Genomic DNA, 15,637 nt, shown 5'->3' on the forward strand with positions numbered 1-15,637 from the left:
TCGAATTAAGCTTCAGGCGCTGGGCTATATTGCTCCACGAGCGTTTTTAATTCGCCTGTTTGGAACATTTCTAGCATAATATCACTACCACCGATCAACTCACCATTGATCCATAATTGTGGGAATGTTGGCCAGTTTGCAATTTGTGGCAAAGTCGCACGAATGTCTTGGTTTTCAAGAATATTTACATAAGCAAATGGGCGACCAATTTGGCTCAATGCTTCAACTGCACGTGCAGAGAAACCACATTGTGGGAACTGTGGTGTGCCTTTCATATAAAGAAGAACTGCATGTTTTGCAATTTGATCACGAATTAACGCTTCTGTATCACGCACTTGTTCAGTCATTGATTAAATCCTCAACTATTCTGCCTGCATTATACCTAAAACCGCCGTAAAGAGTATGGATTGCTAAATTTTTCCAGTTTAATTTGCAATTAGGCTTTTAATCTTAAGCAGATTTTGCTTAGATAAACTTTTATTTTCCACCTAACAAATACGAGTTAGACATGAACAATATCACCCTCGCTCCAGTTCAAACTGATCAACCATCTCATTTGATGCCTGTATTCAGCCGTCAACCGATCAGCTTTGTGCGTGGCCGAGGTTCGTATCTTTATACAGCTGAAGGTACAGAATATTTAGATGCGCTGACTGGCATTGCAGTATGTGGTCTAGGTCATGCACATCCAGTTTTGGCAGAAGCAATTGCAGAACAAGCAGCGACGCTTATTCACACCAGTAATATTTATGAAGTACCTTGGCAGACTGCAGCTGCGCAAAAGTTAGCTGAAGTGTCTGGTATGGAAGAAATTTTCTTCTCGAATAGTGGTGCTGAATCAAATGAAGGTGCAATTAAAATTGCGCGTAAATACGGTCATATGCAAGGTATTGCTTTACCGAAAATCATTGTCGCTGATCATTCTTTCCATGGTCGTACAATGGCAACACTTTCTGCGACAGGCAATAAAAAAGTACAAGAAGGATTTGGCCCGCTCGTTGAAGGTTTTATCCGTGTACCTTTTGGCGACATTGAAGCAATTGAAGAAGCAGCAATCAACCATCCAGATATCGTCGCGATTCTCGTTGAACCGATCCAAGGTGAAGGTGGTGTAAATACAGCACCTCAAGGTTTTAGTTATCTTGAAGAAATTCGTCAAATCTGTAATCAACATAATTGGTTGATGATGCTAGATGAAGTTCAAACAGGTAACGGTCGTACAGGAAAATATTTTGCGTATCAACATACCAATATTATTCCTGATGTCATGACGACAGCTAAAGGCTTGGGTAATGGTTTCCCAATTGGTGCAGTGATGACTCAAGGTAAAGGTGTAGGTATTCTTACTCCAGGTAACCACGGATCAACTTATAGTGGTACTGCATTAGGTTCGCGCATTGTCTACACGATTATCGATTTGATGCAAAAAGAAAATATTGTTGAAAACGCAGCAACAATTGGCCAATACTTAGTTGATCAATTCCGTACACAACTTGCAGATCAAAACGTTATTGTTCGCGGCTTTGGTATGATGATTGGTATTGAATTACCCAAACCATGCGCAGAGTTGGTGGATATTGCACGCATAGAACACAATCTAATTATTAATGTCACCGCAGGTAATGTCGTTCGTTTGTTGCCAGCGTTGAATATGAATCAAGAACAAGCTGATGATTTATTAAAACGCTTAGTTCCAGCGATTAAAAACTTCTTGGCTTAAGCCAAGATCAATAAAAAAGCCGCATATTGCGGCTTTTTTATTAAGAAGAACACTTAAGATGCTTCTTGAAATACTCGACCACCAGGCAACTGGCTGAAATATTGTTTTAAAGCATCTAGGCAGCGATGAATTTTCATTGGTTGTTGTTCACGTTTTAATGTCATTGCATTCAAAGTGTATGCAGGTAACTTCCATTCAGGTAAAACTTCAACCAATGTGCCATTCATTAATTCTTTTTGCACATCTAGATATAATAATCGCGCAATGCCGTGACCATTTTGGCACAGTGATTTAGCGACATAAACATTGTTTGTCTGTAAACGATTTTCCATGGACACATTCACCAATTCACGCGATGTACTGTGTTCAAATGTCATCATTTGCTGATTTTTTACAATATTTACTGGAATCAAATCATGCTGTGCTAAATCTTCAGGTCTTGAAATAACTGCATTTTGATTCAAATAACTTGGTGAAGCCACCAAGACTTGATCCACACGTGCAAGCGGCAGACAAGATAAGTGATTAGACTCATCTACGCGAGAACACATTCTCACTGCAATATCGATTCTTTCTTGAATCAAATCGACAAACTGATTTTCAACTTCAAAGTGAACGGTTAAACCACGATGTGCCGAAATCCAATGCGACAACGCAGGAACTACATGGGTTGCACCGAGTTCTGGCGTTGTTGCAATACGTAAATCACCAACTAAATCGTCTCGTAACTCATTAATTCGAATTTTACCGCGCTCTGCTGCAGCGAGCATTTCTTGACAGCTATGAAAAAAGGCCTGCCCTGCTTCCGTTAAACTTAGTTTTCTTGTGGAACGGTGCAGAAGTGTTACTTCCATTTCTTGTTCTAGTGAACGAATTTGCTGACTAACTGCACTCGTCGTAATGCCTAAATCTCGAGCAGCACCACTGAAAGAGCTTTTTTCAACAACACATGCAAATACGCCCATCGAGCGAAGTTGATCTAACATAAATTTCCCTCTGAAATTATGAGATGCTTCTCTAATTAACAAAAATTAACAAAAGCAACTCATTGTATTATACGAAGAAATTGTTAAATTGCACTAAATATCTTCAGTTGATTGGCAAAATATTTGCTGGATTGATTGGCTTACCATCTAAACGAACTTGAAACTCAAGCATCGTACGGGTTGCACCACTCGAGCCCATTTCTGCAATTTGTTGCCCTGCACTTACGTTTTGCCCACTCTTCACTAACATCCGGTTATTGTGCGCATACGCAGTGATATAACCATCAATATGTTTAATGAGCACCAAATTACCATATTCTTTTAAACCATCAGCTGCGTAAACCACTTGACCATCAGCTGCTGCAAAAATTGGATCACCAACATTGCCACCAAAACGTAATCCCTTGACATTACTTGCCACATTGAAGTTTTCAATGACTGGACCATTCGATGGTTTTACCCAGCGTAATGAAGTTGCTTTAGTCGAAGTCGTCGGTACTGCGGCAGTTACCGCTGGTACTGGTGTAGTTTGTGGTGGTGGCGTAACCACAGTTGGTTTTATTGGTAACTGAATGGTTTGACGTTGAATCTGAGTTTCAGTCGCTGTCAAAGGACGCGTGGTCGAACGTGTCACTTGTCGATTGCCAGAGGGTTTTAATCTTAAAGATTGATTTACATAGATGCGATAAGGCGGTGCAATATCATTCATCTCCGCAATGCTCAAATAGCTCAATCCATAACGTGCCGCAATTTTACTTAAAGTATCGCCAGAACGAACTGTATAGAAGTCAGGAGCAACCGCATAACGAGCAGAATTGTGGATTTGGGGTTTCGATGCACAGCCCGACAAACCAAGAAAAGAAGCGACAGCAACCGCGATCAATGCTGAGTGAATAGATGGTTTAGACAACTTCAAAACTGTTTTGGGTCTGGCCAAAAGCATGATTTCCCTCTCTGACAAAAGATTAAAAAGACTGAATTCGGCTTAAGAGTAGCAAAATTAATGCTAAATTCACCGTTTCAAATATATTTTTCACAAAGTTATAACACATCCTACCTGTGGTCGTTCAATTAAAGCCCTAGCTGAGATTCAAGTGAAGCCAACACCTGATAATTGGTAGCATCCATTTGGATCGGTGTCACACTGACATATCCATTTGCAATGGCATAAAAGTCTGACTGATAACCCAGTTGGCTTTTTTCGGGATCTGTTACGGCCTCTCCAGCCAAACCAATCCAAACAACTTGACGGCCTCTCGGGTCAACTTGTGTGGTAATCGGTTTCGTTTGTTTTCTTCTTCCTTGATAAGTCACTAATGTCCCTTTTATTTCAGCCGTATCCGGAATATTAATATTGAAAATATGACGCGGTGGTAACTCAGGCAAACCATTTTTAATAAACTCATATACCCAATTTGCAGCTTGTGCATAATCTTGAGCATCTTGATACGAACGAACATTTGGACCAGCCAATGAAACTGCGATTGCAGGTTGTTTCATGAGTCGGCCTTCAAACGCGGCCCCAACTGTACCTGAATACAACACATCATCACCTAAATTCGCTCCACTGTTGATCCCGCTTACAACTAGATCAAATTCAAAATCAAATAGACCATTCATGGACAGATAAACACAGTCCGCTGGCGTGCCATTAATTGCCCATACATCCTCTGAAATTTGCACGGGTCGCAATGGACGATCAAGCGTTAATGCACTTGAAAAACCACTCCGCTCACTTTCAGGAGCAACCACTACGACTCGACCCAAAGGTTTTAATGCTTGTGCCAATGCTTGTATTCCTGGTGCGAACACACCGTCATCGTTGGCAATCAAAATATTCAAAACAATTCACTCAATTCATGTAATCCCATCTGTTCGATAGCCTAATCAAAATCCCCCCACACAACAATGAGCACACGCATGGATGTTGAGGTTTTAAACGCCTTTAATCTTGATAATCTGCTTATCCTTTAATCTTGAGAACTACACAAGTAGTCATCCCCCCTGTTCAAACCTGAACTTTTCGTCATTAGTTTCTGAGTTCCAACAGCATTAATACACTTTCTGTATTTTTTAAACACGAAAAAAGATTATTCTATTCTTATAACTAACTTACTAATTTTTGAGTCATTTATGCAAAAACGTTTTTTACAATTGATTTCAACCGCATTTATTAGCAGTTCAATGTTGTTTTCAAGTTTCACTTTCGCCAATGCCCAAGACTTAAAAGAAAATATCGAAGTTACTCAACAAAAAGTGACTAAAGATGAACTCGCTGCAATCTATGTCTTTTCAGAATCATGCCCAAGTTTAGTGGAAGAAGATGCAGCGTTTAAAGCAGGCTATCAAAAGCTATTAAAAGACTATTTACCTAATGAAAATTCACCTCAAACCACGTTGAACAATCTAATTAAACAACAGGATTATCAGCAAGCATTAGCTCAAGCCAGACAAGATGCGAAAAACGCTGGAGATAAAGCAAATCAACAAGTGTGCGAGGATATAAAAAAATATCAGTCTTCAGTTAAATAGAGCACGAAATAGTTACAATTCGATTGAAATAAGCCGACTCCACTGCTAGAAGTCGGCTTTGCTTTGTCCTAGAATGCAAAGCTGATTTTTGCGTTCATACAAGATTGGAACTACATAGAATGACCCGAAAAAGCGCCATTGCTGCATTATTACTATTACCTTCATTTACTTATGCAGCAACTGTTTTATCTTCACCACCAGAGCTCAATAACAAGTCTTACGTTTTGATGGATTATGAAACAGGTCAAATTCTCGCAAGTAAAAATGAAAATGAAAAACTTGCGCCTGCTTCAATGACCAAAATGATGACCAGTTTCATTATTGAACAAAAGTTGTTGAATGGTGAACTCACGGAAGATGAAAAAGTTCGTATGAACGAGTCTGCTTGGTGTCGTGGTAGTAGTACAGAATCTTGTATGTATGTACCTCTCAATGGCACAGCAACCGTATTGGAAATGCTACGCGGGATTATCATTCAATCTGGTAATGACGCATCTAAGGCGATGGCTGAGCATATTTCTGGGAATGAAGGTACATTTGTACACAGCATGAACCAAGAAGCAAAGCGTATTGGCATGACCAACACGAACTTTATGAACTCAACTGGTATGCCTGCTGAAGGTCATTATTCTACTGCAAAAGATATGGCTACTCTTGCGAAGCACATCATTCATGACAGTTCAAAGTATTACCCTATCTACTCTGAAAAAGAGTTTACTTTTAACGGGATCAAGCAAGGCAACCGTAACGCGTTGCTATATACAGATCCGAGTGTAGATGGTCTTAAAACAGGTCATACTTCTGAAGCTGGTTATTGTTTAACGACTTCAGCTAAACGTGGGCCGATGCGTTTAATTTCAGTGATTTTTGGCGCTCCATCAATGCAAGCACGTGCAACGCAAACACGTGATTTGTTATCTTGGGGTTATGCAAACTTTGAAACTGTCAGTGTTCAACCCGCTCACAAAGAGTTAACCACCTCTAAAGTTTGGTTTGGTCAATCCAATCAAGTGAGTGTAGGTCTTGCTGAAAACTTCAACGTGACTATGCCAAAAGGTCAAGCAAATGCCATTCAAACTCAAATCGCGGTTCAACCGAACTTAAATGCCCCTCTTCAACAAGGGCAAGTTGTAGGTAAATTAACAGCGATACTTGACGGCAAAGTTATTGCGGAGAAGCCGCTTGTTGCTTTACAAGCGGTTGAAGAAGCTGGTTTCTTCTCACGTATGATCGATCATATCAAACAGTTCTTTAGTAATTTGTTTTAAGTCGCAGCTTGACTAAAGATATAAAGGCACTCAAATTCTTTTGGGTGCTTTTTTGTTTATAATGAATAAAAACAGGCAATTTTTTATGACTGAAAATATCCGCAAATACTTAGAGACTTACCCACAATTTGATACAACGAATTATATTGATCCAACTGCGTTAGTGATTGGTGATGTTGCCTTGGCTGAGAATGTTTCAGTCTGGCCTTATGCTGTGATCCGCGGTGATGTTAATTTTATTCGGATTGGTAAAAATTCCAATATCCAAGATCATTCCATGTTGCATGTTAGTCATAAGAAAGCGGATAAACCTGAAGGCTCACCGCTCATTATTGGTGAGGACGTCACCGTGGGTCATCATGTGAAATTACATGGTTGTACTATTGGTAATCGTGTTTTAGTCGGTATTGGAACGATTATTTTGGATGATGTTGTTGTTGAAGATGATGTGATGATTGGCGCGGGTTCGCTTGTTCCACCCAATAAAGTTTTGGAAAGTGGTTATTTATATGTGGGTAGTCCTGTAAAAAAAGTACGTCCACTGACTGAAAAGGAAATGGCGTTCTTGCCGTATTCAGCACAAAATTATGTTAAAGTTTCGGGGAATTACAAATAAAATTCGATTTCGCATAAGAGATTTAATGTTAAATGAGGCGGATTTATTTAATCCGCTTACCATTTTTATCGATGATTATTTCACCATCTTCTTTAGTAAAAGCTCCTAATTGAGGTGCAGATAAAATATCTAAAACGAGTTCAGATGGTCTACAAAGTTTTACACCGATCTCAGTTACTACGAATGGACGATTAATCAAAATTGGATACTCAAGCATAAAATTAATGAGCTGTTCATCTGTCCAGTGTGGCTGATCCAATTTATGAGTTTCAAAAGGTTCTACATTTTTACGAATAGCTTCATGTACAGAAAGACCTGATTTTTCAATTAAATTAATCAGTTCTCTCTTGCTCGGAGGATTGAGAAGATACTCAATAATTTCAGGTTCCTCTCCGGTATTTCGAATTAAAGCCAGTGTATTTCTTGATGTTCCGCAAGCAGGGTTGTGATAGATCTTAACTTTTGATGACATTGGATTAACTCAAAGCTTAGTAATATTGCATTTATATATGGATATGCGTATATTCGCAATAGCATATATTGGAGTGTAGATGATGGATCAAGCAGATTTCTTTAAATGCCTATCTGACCCGACACGTCTAGATATTTTAAAAATTATTTTAGTAAGACAAAATGTATGTGTTTGTGAAATCACAGAGATATTACAACTGAGCCAACCCAAAATTTCTCGTCACTTGGCTTTACTCCGTAACCTCTCAATTTTGCTAGATGAGCGCAAGGGACAATGGGTGTATTACCGATTAAATCCTGATTTACCAGAATGGGTAAATGCAGTGCTCAATGTCTTAAATGATGAAATACTGAATAAACCTGCAAGCAACTTATCTATCTCTATGCAATGCGAGTAATTCAATGTCCGGATCAAAGCTCTCATTCTTAGATCGAAATCTAACGCTATGGATTTTCATTGCCATGGCATTAGGAGTAGGTATTGGTGTATTTTTTCCTCAAGCATCTGTGGTACTCGATCAATTAAGCATTAATTCAGTGAATATCCCTATCGCAATAGGGCTTATTTTGATGATGTATCCACCACTTGCCAAAGTAGACTATGCGACTTTGCCTAAAGTCTTTGAGGACAAGCGAACCCTTACATTATCTCTCGTTCAAAACTGGCTAATAGCACCTTGCTTAATGTTTGGTTTGGCAATCATTTTTTTGCACTCCTATCCTGAATATATGACTGGTCTCATTCTGATTGGTTTGGCCAGATGTATTGCTATGGTCTTGGTTTGGAATGGCTTGGCATGTGGTGACAATCAGTATGTCGCTGCCTTAGTCGCGTTTAACAGTATCTTCCAGATCTTATTCTTTAGTACTTATGCCTGGTTATTCTTAACCTTCTTACCACCATTCTTTGGGGTAGAAGCACAAATCATTAATGTGAGCTTTTGGACAATTACCTATGCTGTTCTTATTTATCTAGGTATTCCGTTCTTACTTGGGTTTTTAACCCGACTGATTTTGGTTAAAAAGAATGGTTTGGCTTGGTATCAGGATAAATTTATCCCAAAGATTAGCCCAATCAGCCTTATTGCGCTTTTATTCACGATTATAGCCATGTTTAGCCTTAAAGGTGGTGAAGTGGTTAGCCTTCCTCTAGATGTACTTAGGATCGCTATTCCTTTGACAATTTACTTTGTTGCGATGTTCTTCATCAGCTTCTTTATGAGTAAGTGGATGGGTAACGATTATCCTAAAACAACTGCTATTTCCTTTACTGCGGCAGGCAACAATTTTGAATTAGCACTTGCTGTAGCGATTGCCACTTTTGGATTAGCTTCACCTGTGGCTTTCACAACAGTGATTGGACCGCTTGTTGAAGTGCCTGTATTGATTGCCTTAGTGACTGTTTCGCTATGGCTGAGAAAAAAAGTTTTTAAAGAGGCATGAAGCTAATGAACTTACCAAATATTGATCTTAGTCTTTTGGAAAAACCGACTTTAGAAAAAGTTCAGGCAAAAAACCTTGAACATCCTCCAAGAATACTGCTTCTGTATGGCTCAAATCGTGATCGATCATATAGTCGTTTAGCTATTCAGGAAGCTGGTCGAATTCTTGAATATTTTGGTGCGGAAGTTAAAATTTTCCATCCAAAAGGGCTACCTCTGCCTGAAGATGGTGATATGCAACATCCAAAGGTCAAAGAATTACATGAGCTGTTAGCATGGTCAGAGGGCATGGTATGGTGTTCTCCTGAGCGTCATGGTTCAATGAGTTCAATATTGAAAGCTCAAATTGATTGGATTCCATTAGCAGCGGGTGCAATCCGTGCAACGCAAGGTAAAACCTTAGCTGTAATGCAAGTTTGTGGAGGTTCGCAATCCTTTAATGCTGTAAATCAATTACGTATTTTAGGGCGTTGGATGCGTATGATCACGATACCAAATCAGTCCTCAGTCCCTAAAGCATTTCTAGAGTTTGAAGAGGATGGTCGTATGAAGCCTTCTTCTTATTACATGAGGATTGTCGATGTGATGGAAGAACTTTATAAATTTACGCTTTTAACCAGGGGACAGTCCTTATATCTCACTGACCGTTACTCTGAACGTGTAGAAAGTGCAGAAGAGCTTTCAAAGCGTGTGAATCAAAAGAGTATTTAGATTTCCTAAAATTAACATAATACACCTTATGCGAAATTATCTTTTTTATTTCATATAAATCATAATCTTAAATTACATTCAAAAGCCCAATTTACTTAAATTGGGCTTTTTTGTTGATTCTTCATGTTCCACGCCCTTTATTAAATTATTGATCCAAAGAACTTCTTAGTTAAACTTAAGATAGAACGCTTTCAAAGAAATCCCCTCCCATCATAGCCACACACCTCAAAATTTTATACAATATGCCTTCCCTTCATCTGGTGCTTTTTTATGACCGCTTGGACTGCTCACGTCACTGTTGCAACAGTGGTTGAAAAAGATGGTAAATATCTGTTTGTAGAAGAACAAACAGAAGGTGTCATGCACACCGTTTTTAATCAACCTGCAGGTCATGTTGAAGCTGGTGAAACCCTTATTCAAGCCGCGGTTCGTGAAACCCTGGAAGAAACAGGTCACCAAGTTGAAGTCACAGATTTATTGGGTATATACACCTATACCCCACCTATGTTTCCAGATCGTACCTATTACCGCTTCTGTTTTTTAGCAAAATCAACACAGTATTTTGCCAATGCAACATTAGATACAGGTATCGTAGGTGCTGTTTGGATGAGCCTAGATGAGCTATTAGAAACGGCTCGCGCGCGTAGCCCATTGGTCATCAAAGCCATTCAAGATGCCCAATCAGGACAAAAATTTCCTTTATCGCTCGTTTATGAGCACCAAAATTCTCCCTTAATTTCAAATTTGGATGCCTAATCCTATGCAACAACGTGTCATCGTCGGTATGTCAGGTGGTGTAGACTCATCTGTCTCTGCGGCTTTATTACTTCAACAAGGATATCAAGTTGAAGGTCTTTTCATGAAAAACTGGGAAGAAGATGACGGCACAGAATACTGCACGGCTATGGATGATCTTGCAGATGCGCAAGCCGTATGTGATCGTATCGGTATCAAATTACATACAGCCAACTTCGCAATGGAATATTGGGATCGTGTATTTGAGCACTTCTTGGCTGAATATGCTGCGGGGCGCACCCCAAACCCAGATATTTTATGTAATAAAGAAATTAAGTTCCGTGCATTCCTCGATCATGCCATGAAATTAGGTGCTGACTTCATCGCAACAGGACACTATGCTCGTCGCGGTGAAACCATGACCAACTCTAAAGGTGAGCAATATGCGCCTTTACTCCGTGGCGTGGATAACAACAAAGACCAAACTTATTTCCTACATGCCGTTCATGGTCGTGAAATTAACAAGACCTTGTTCCCTGTCGGTGAAATTGAAAAGCCTCAAGTTCGTAAAATTGCTGAAGATTTAGATCTTGCAACAGCGAAGAAAAAAGACTCTACAGGTATCTGTTTTATTGGTGAACGCCGATTTAATGACTTCTTGAAGCAATATTTACCTGCTCAACCGGGTAAAATTGTCCTCGAAGATGGTAAAGAGGTTGGTGATCATCACGGCTTAATGTACTATACGCTCGGTCAGCGTGGTGGTATTGGTATCGGTGGTATGAAAGGCGCTGAAGAAGGTGCTTGGTTCGTATTACACAAAGATATCGAAGGCAATCGTTTAGTTGTTGGCCAAGGTCATGAGCATCCCCTCATGCAAAGTACCATGTTATGGTCTGAAGCGATTGATTGGGTTGCAGGTGAGCAAGAGATTCCAGAAAATGGTTTCCGTTGCACAGCGAAAACTCGCTATCGACAACCTGATCAAGCATGTGTCTTATTTAATGACCCAAATGCACCGCAAGGTGTACGTGTAGAATTTGATGAACCTCAACGTGCTGTTACGCCAGGACAAAGCGTTGTGTTTTACGCGGATGAAGTTTGTTTAGGTGGCGGTGTGATTCATCATACTAATGCGCCTAAACCTGATTTTATTTAAAGGAATTTTCAGGCATGACAGAGTTACCGTTCCAGCAGCTTCAGACTCTGAATGATCGTCAAAACAGAGCTTTGGCTTTGGCAGCAGTATTTCAATCGACTCAGCTGACACATATGACAGCCATTGCAGGTCGACAAAATATCGGCGGAAACGGTAACTTCTATTTAGAACAATTAATTAAGGCGAGTTTAAATATTCGCCCTACTTCCAATAAGAATTGTCAAACCTTAGATTTTTTTAACCAGCTTGCAGATATTTCTCTGGGATTAAAAACATTAGAAAGTAGCATCACCCAACCATTCAATACTGCACCAAAATCAAGAATACCTAAATTTGCCAATGCAAAACTTCCAATGTCCTATGCGATGGCATTATTACATTTAGAAAAGAAAGTATATAGCAACCCAAAATTCGTTGAAATTATTGAAAAATCACAAGAAAAAATACTAAAGCAACTCTCCTTTTTTGATCATAATTATCTGCATCCAAGTATTCTTGCAAACCTTGCTCAAACCTATGTCGAAACTGCAGGACAGATTAATCCTCGCATTATGGTGAAAGGCAATGCAGAAGCTTTTAAGGATTCTTCGCACACCAATCGTATTCGTGCTTCATTGTTTACAGGTTTACAGATGGCGCATTTATGGCGTCAGTCGGGTGGAAGTTCATGGAGCATGATCTTCACCAAACGCAAGTTACTGAAAGATATTCAAGATCTCGCTCGTTTACAGTTTCAGGTGGTTTAACCTGATGTATATCGAGTTCTGTTTTACGTTTCATTCCAAAGTTTAAGGAATTGCTATGAACGCTTTAACCGCACTTTCTCCATTAGATGGTCGCTATGCAAACAAATGTGATGCTTTGCGCCCTTTCCTCTCTGAGTTTGGTTTAATCCATGCTCGTGTGACTGTTGAAGTGCGCTGGTTACAAGCACTTGCAAATCGCCCAGAAATTACTGAAGTGCCAGCTTTTTCTAACGAAACAAATGCAGCTTTAGATGCAATCGTTGCAAATTTCTCTGAAGACGATGCTAACCGTATCAAAGAAATCGAACGCACAACCAACCACGATGTAAAAGCGGTTGAATATTTCTTAAAAGAGAAAATTGCAAACATTGATGAACTTAAAAATGCGGGTGAATTTATTCACTTTGCTTGTACATCTGAAGACATCAACAACTTGTCTCATGCACTCATGCTGAAAAGTGGTCGTGAAGTACTAGCTACGTCTATGCAACAAATCGTGGACTCAATTGTTGCACTTGCAGAAAAACACGCTGATCAACCAATGTTGTCTCGTACACATGGTCAAACTGCAAGCCCAACAACATTGGGTAAAGAAATGGCGAACGTGGCATACCGTCTTGCACGCCAAATCAAACAATTCAATAATGTTGAGCTTCTAGGTAAAATCAATGGTGCGGTAGGTAACTATAATGCTCACCTTTCTGCTTACCCTGAAATTAACTGGCCTGCTCACTCGCAAGCATTTGTTGAATCTTTAGGTTTAACGTTTAACCCTTATACAACTCAAATTGAGCCGCACGACTACATGGCTGAATTGTTTGATGCGCTTCGCCGTTTCAACACAATCCTCATCGATTTCAACCGTGATGTTTGGGGTTATATCTCTCTTGGTTTCTTCAAACAAAAATTAAAAGAAGGCGAAGTTGGTTCTTCAACAATGCCACACAAAGTAAACCCAATTGACTTTGAAAACTCTGAAGGTAACTTGGGTATTGCTAACGCAGTCCTTGCTCACCTTGGTGAAAAGCTTCCAATTTCTCGCTGGCAGCGTGACTTAACTGACTCTACTGTTCTTCGTAACATGGGCGTTGGTTTTGCACAAAGCTTGATCGCATTTGAAGCTTGCTTGAAAGGTGTGGGCAAACTTGAATTGAATGCCGACCGTATTCTTGAAGACTTAGACAACGCTCAAGAAGTTCTCGCTGAACCAATCCAAACAGTAATGCGTCGTTATAACGTTGAAAAACCATACGAAAAACTTAAAGCCCTTACTCGTGGTCAAGCAATGACTCGTGAAATGATGGTGAATTTTGTAAATGGTAACGAATTAGAAGCTGTTCCTGCAGCAGATCGTGCACGTCTTGCTGAAATGACACCTGCATCTTATACAGGTAATGCTGCTGAGCAAGCGAAACAAATTAAAGATTTGATTGCTAAAATCTAAATATGTATTGAGTAAAAAAGCGAGGCTCAGGCTTCGCTTTTTTTGTATGAGAATCATCAAATGTTTCAATAAAAAATCATGCTTCATCAGGGCAGTAACGTATAAAGTCAGTTCTGAGCTTTTCTAGTTCATCACCAGTTAAAACATCGCTATAGTAAATATAATGAGTCACTTGAGCATATTGAATGTCATGCCTAAACATCATTCCTCGAAGTGATACTGAGATCTCTTCAGGAAAGTCATTCAGAGTAAGCTCTTCAAACTCATAGTGAAAATAAGCATTTTGTTGCGCTATAAAAGCTGCTGAAACCGTCATTATTCAAACTCAAAATAAAACATATTCTAATTGATCTGTAGTTATTAAAAATAATAAAAATGATTAATCACTCGAACCTAATTATTCAATCTATCAATTCTTGTTTTTGCTTGAAAGCTAATCAAAAACGAGGAAACACGTAGAATATTAAAAACTAAATTTCTAGATGCAAAATGGGATAAGGTTTACCTTGACCGTCCAATTCAGATCGCCCAATGACTTTAAATCCCAATTTTTCATAAAAACCTACAGCTTGTAAGTTTTGTTCATTAACATCTACTTTTTCTATCTTCAATTTAGTGACTGCGAAATCAGTTAAAAGTCTTCCTACGCCTTTAGCTCTAAAGTTTGGATCAAGAAACAGCATCTCTATGTTGTCACTACTCGTCCCGATAAAACCAACTATTTGTTCATCTAGAATATATTTATGAAGCAAGACAGAGTGAAAATACTCATTGAGAATCAAAGGTTTTAAGTTATGAATTTCTATTTCCGGTAGGAAATGGTGAGTCGCTCTTACAGATTTTTCCCAAATATCAATCAAAATAGGAAAATCTGCCTCAGTAGCCTTTTCTAACATGACACACCTTAAAAATATTCGAGATTATGTTTATATCAAAAAAATTTAATTAATATAACGCCTGTTATGTGACGTCTACTGCTTCAAAGCATGTTATACATTCTGCATAATTATTTAAAATATTTTAAATCCACTTCAATAAGAATACGAAAATACTCATCTTGTAGACTCATTATCAGGTTTATTACACCTATAATCACCACTTAAATCTAATCTAAAAAATTATAACAAAATGCACTACAAAAAATTTACTCCTAAACACCACCTTGTATTCTTCATTTTCATAATGGCGCTGATCTTGGCAAGTATAAAGCCTCTTGAATATGCTTCTTATAGCTTACATCAACTTGGCACAGCTTTAATGCTGGTGTTTTTGATCTATATACAAAAGAAAGTTGGTTTGAATTTTATCGCATTTTCTCTCTATATTGGATTTCTGATCATTCATATTCTTGGGGCACACTATTTATATTCGTATGTTCCCTATAATGAATGGTTGATGCACAACTTCGGCATAGATTTAAATGCACAGATGGGTTGGGAGCGAAATATGTATGATCGCTTGGTCCATTTTACCTATGGTCTACTTCTCTATCCTTTTTTCCATAGGATCATTCAATTCTATTTACCCCAGTTATCTGAACGAGTACTTTTTCTTATTGTTGTTCAGTTTGTCATGGTCACCAGTCTCATTTACGAATGGATTGAATGGTTGATTGCAATTAATCTTTCCCATGAGGCAGCAGAAAATTATAATGGTCAACAAGGTGATATTTGGGATGCCCATAAAGATATGTTGTTCGCAACACTTGGGTCCATGATCACAGGAATAGTGATGTTATATCGAAAATTAGACTCTCGAACATACAAATGATAAATCATAAAAAAAAACCAATCATTAGATTGGCTTT

At 38.9% G+C, this 15,637-nt stretch carries 19 protein-coding genes; 12 read left to right on the forward strand and 7 right to left on the reverse strand.

Annotated features, from left to right (window positions below):
• Positions 1 to 5: 5 nt before the first annotated feature.
• Positions 6 to 347 (reverse strand): Grx4 family monothiol glutaredoxin, encoded by a 342-nt coding sequence (grxD, locus tag AC1M9I_RS04940; RefSeq protein ID WP_092766094.1) that lies wholly within the window; start codon positions 345 to 347, stop codon positions 6 to 8.
• A 161-nt stretch (positions 348 to 508) separates the two neighbouring features.
• Between grxD and AC1M9I_RS04945 the strand changes: the two genes are divergently transcribed.
• Entirely contained in the window at positions 509 to 1,720 is a 1,212-nt protein-coding gene (locus tag AC1M9I_RS04945) for an acetylornithine/succinylornithine family transaminase (protein ID WP_481610752.1), read from the forward strand.
• A gap of 53 nt (positions 1,721 to 1,773) precedes the next feature.
• Here AC1M9I_RS04945 and AC1M9I_RS04950 read toward each other — a convergent pair whose 3' ends face one another.
• From AC1M9I_RS04950 to surE, 3 genes are all read right to left on the reverse strand, one after another.
• Entirely contained in the window at positions 1,774 to 2,706 is a 933-nt protein-coding gene (locus tag AC1M9I_RS04950) for a LysR family transcriptional regulator (RefSeq protein ID WP_179998372.1), read from the reverse strand.
• Positions 2,707 to 2,809: 103 nt separating this feature from the next.
• Complete coding sequence (locus tag AC1M9I_RS04955) at positions 2,810 to 3,649, reverse strand: peptidoglycan DD-metalloendopeptidase family protein (protein ID WP_481610753.1); 840 nt, start codon at positions 3,647 to 3,649, stop codon at positions 2,810 to 2,812.
• Between the two features lie 128 nt (positions 3,650 to 3,777).
• Positions 3,778 to 4,548, reverse strand: coding sequence for a 5'/3'-nucleotidase SurE (gene surE, locus AC1M9I_RS04960; RefSeq protein WP_481610754.1), 771 nt, complete (start codon positions 4,546 to 4,548; stop codon positions 3,778 to 3,780).
• 291 nt (positions 4,549 to 4,839) lie between these two features.
• On the opposite strand from surE, the gene AC1M9I_RS04965 reads away from it, so the two are divergent.
• The 3 genes from AC1M9I_RS04965 (at position 4,840) to AC1M9I_RS04975 (ending at position 7,122) form a co-directional block, all read left to right on the forward strand.
• Positions 4,840 to 5,238 carry an MCR_0457 family protein gene (locus tag AC1M9I_RS04965; RefSeq protein ID WP_035270480.1) on the forward strand — a complete coding sequence of 133 codons (399 nt, stop codon included), beginning with the start codon at positions 4,840 to 4,842 and terminating at the stop codon, positions 5,236 to 5,238.
• 119 nt (positions 5,239 to 5,357) lie between these two features.
• Positions 5,358 to 6,506, forward strand: a complete 1,149-nt coding sequence (gene dacC / locus AC1M9I_RS04970) for a D-alanyl-D-alanine carboxypeptidase PBP5/6 (RefSeq protein WP_481610755.1) — start codon at positions 5,358 to 5,360, stop codon at positions 6,504 to 6,506.
• An 85-nt stretch (positions 6,507 to 6,591) separates the two neighbouring features.
• On the forward strand, positions 6,592 to 7,122 hold the full coding sequence (locus tag AC1M9I_RS04975; RefSeq protein WP_481610756.1) for a gamma carbonic anhydrase family protein: 531 nt from the start codon (positions 6,592 to 6,594) through the stop codon (positions 7,120 to 7,122).
• Between the two features lie 43 nt (positions 7,123 to 7,165).
• Here AC1M9I_RS04975 and arsC read toward each other — a convergent pair whose 3' ends face one another.
• Positions 7,166 to 7,594, reverse strand: coding sequence for an arsenate reductase (glutaredoxin) (arsC, locus tag AC1M9I_RS04980; RefSeq protein ID WP_481610757.1), 429 nt, complete (start codon positions 7,592 to 7,594; stop codon positions 7,166 to 7,168).
• An 82-nt stretch (positions 7,595 to 7,676) separates the two neighbouring features.
• Between arsC and AC1M9I_RS04985 the strand changes: the two genes are divergently transcribed.
• From AC1M9I_RS04985 to purB, 7 genes are all read left to right on the forward strand, one after another.
• The gene (locus AC1M9I_RS04985; RefSeq protein ID WP_481610779.1) at positions 7,677 to 7,991 is read left to right on the forward strand and encodes an ArsR/SmtB family transcription factor; all 315 of its coding nucleotides are present in this window, start codon (positions 7,677 to 7,679) and stop codon (positions 7,989 to 7,991) included.
• Positions 7,992 to 7,995: 4 nt separating this feature from the next.
• Entirely contained in the window at positions 7,996 to 9,036 is a 1,041-nt protein-coding gene (gene arsB / locus AC1M9I_RS04990) for an ACR3 family arsenite efflux transporter (protein ID WP_481610758.1), read from the forward strand.
• 5 nt (positions 9,037 to 9,041) lie between these two features.
• Positions 9,042 to 9,746 (forward strand): arsenical resistance protein ArsH, encoded by a 705-nt coding sequence (gene arsH, locus AC1M9I_RS04995; protein WP_481610759.1) that lies wholly within the window; start codon positions 9,042 to 9,044, stop codon positions 9,744 to 9,746.
• Between the two features lie 270 nt (positions 9,747 to 10,016).
• Positions 10,017 to 10,502: an NUDIX hydrolase gene (locus AC1M9I_RS05000; RefSeq protein WP_481610760.1), complete on the forward strand. Its 486-nt coding sequence runs from the start codon at positions 10,017 to 10,019 to the stop codon at positions 10,500 to 10,502.
• Positions 10,503 to 10,506: 4 nt separating this feature from the next.
• Positions 10,507 to 11,640, forward strand: a complete 1,134-nt coding sequence (gene mnmA / locus AC1M9I_RS05005) for a tRNA 2-thiouridine(34) synthase MnmA (protein WP_092766260.1) — start codon at positions 10,507 to 10,509, stop codon at positions 11,638 to 11,640.
• Positions 11,641 to 11,654: 14 nt separating this feature from the next.
• A complete protein-coding gene (gene hflD / locus AC1M9I_RS05010) occupies positions 11,655 to 12,386 on the forward strand; it encodes a high frequency lysogenization protein HflD (RefSeq protein WP_481586641.1) in 732 nt (243 codons plus the stop codon).
• Between the two features lie 55 nt (positions 12,387 to 12,441).
• The gene (purB, locus tag AC1M9I_RS05015; RefSeq protein WP_481610761.1) at positions 12,442 to 13,830 is read left to right on the forward strand and encodes an adenylosuccinate lyase; all 1,389 of its coding nucleotides are present in this window, start codon (positions 12,442 to 12,444) and stop codon (positions 13,828 to 13,830) included.
• 76 nt (positions 13,831 to 13,906) lie between these two features.
• Here the strand turns inward: purB and AC1M9I_RS05020 are convergent, their stop codons facing one another.
• On the reverse strand, positions 13,907 to 14,146 hold the full coding sequence (locus AC1M9I_RS05020; protein WP_481610762.1) for a hypothetical protein: 240 nt from the start codon (positions 14,144 to 14,146) through the stop codon (positions 13,907 to 13,909).
• 154 nt (positions 14,147 to 14,300) lie between these two features.
• Entirely contained in the window at positions 14,301 to 14,726 is a 426-nt protein-coding gene (locus AC1M9I_RS05025) for a GNAT family N-acetyltransferase (RefSeq protein ID WP_481610763.1), read from the reverse strand.
• Positions 14,727 to 14,958: 232 nt separating this feature from the next.
• Between AC1M9I_RS05025 and AC1M9I_RS05030 the strand changes: the two genes are divergently transcribed.
• Entirely contained in the window at positions 14,959 to 15,600 is a 642-nt protein-coding gene (locus tag AC1M9I_RS05030; RefSeq protein ID WP_481610764.1) for a DUF2238 domain-containing protein, read from the forward strand.
• The last annotated feature ends 37 nt before the right edge of the window (positions 15,601 to 15,637 follow it).

It is taken from the genome of Acinetobacter sp. ANC_7553, assembly GCF_056779895.1.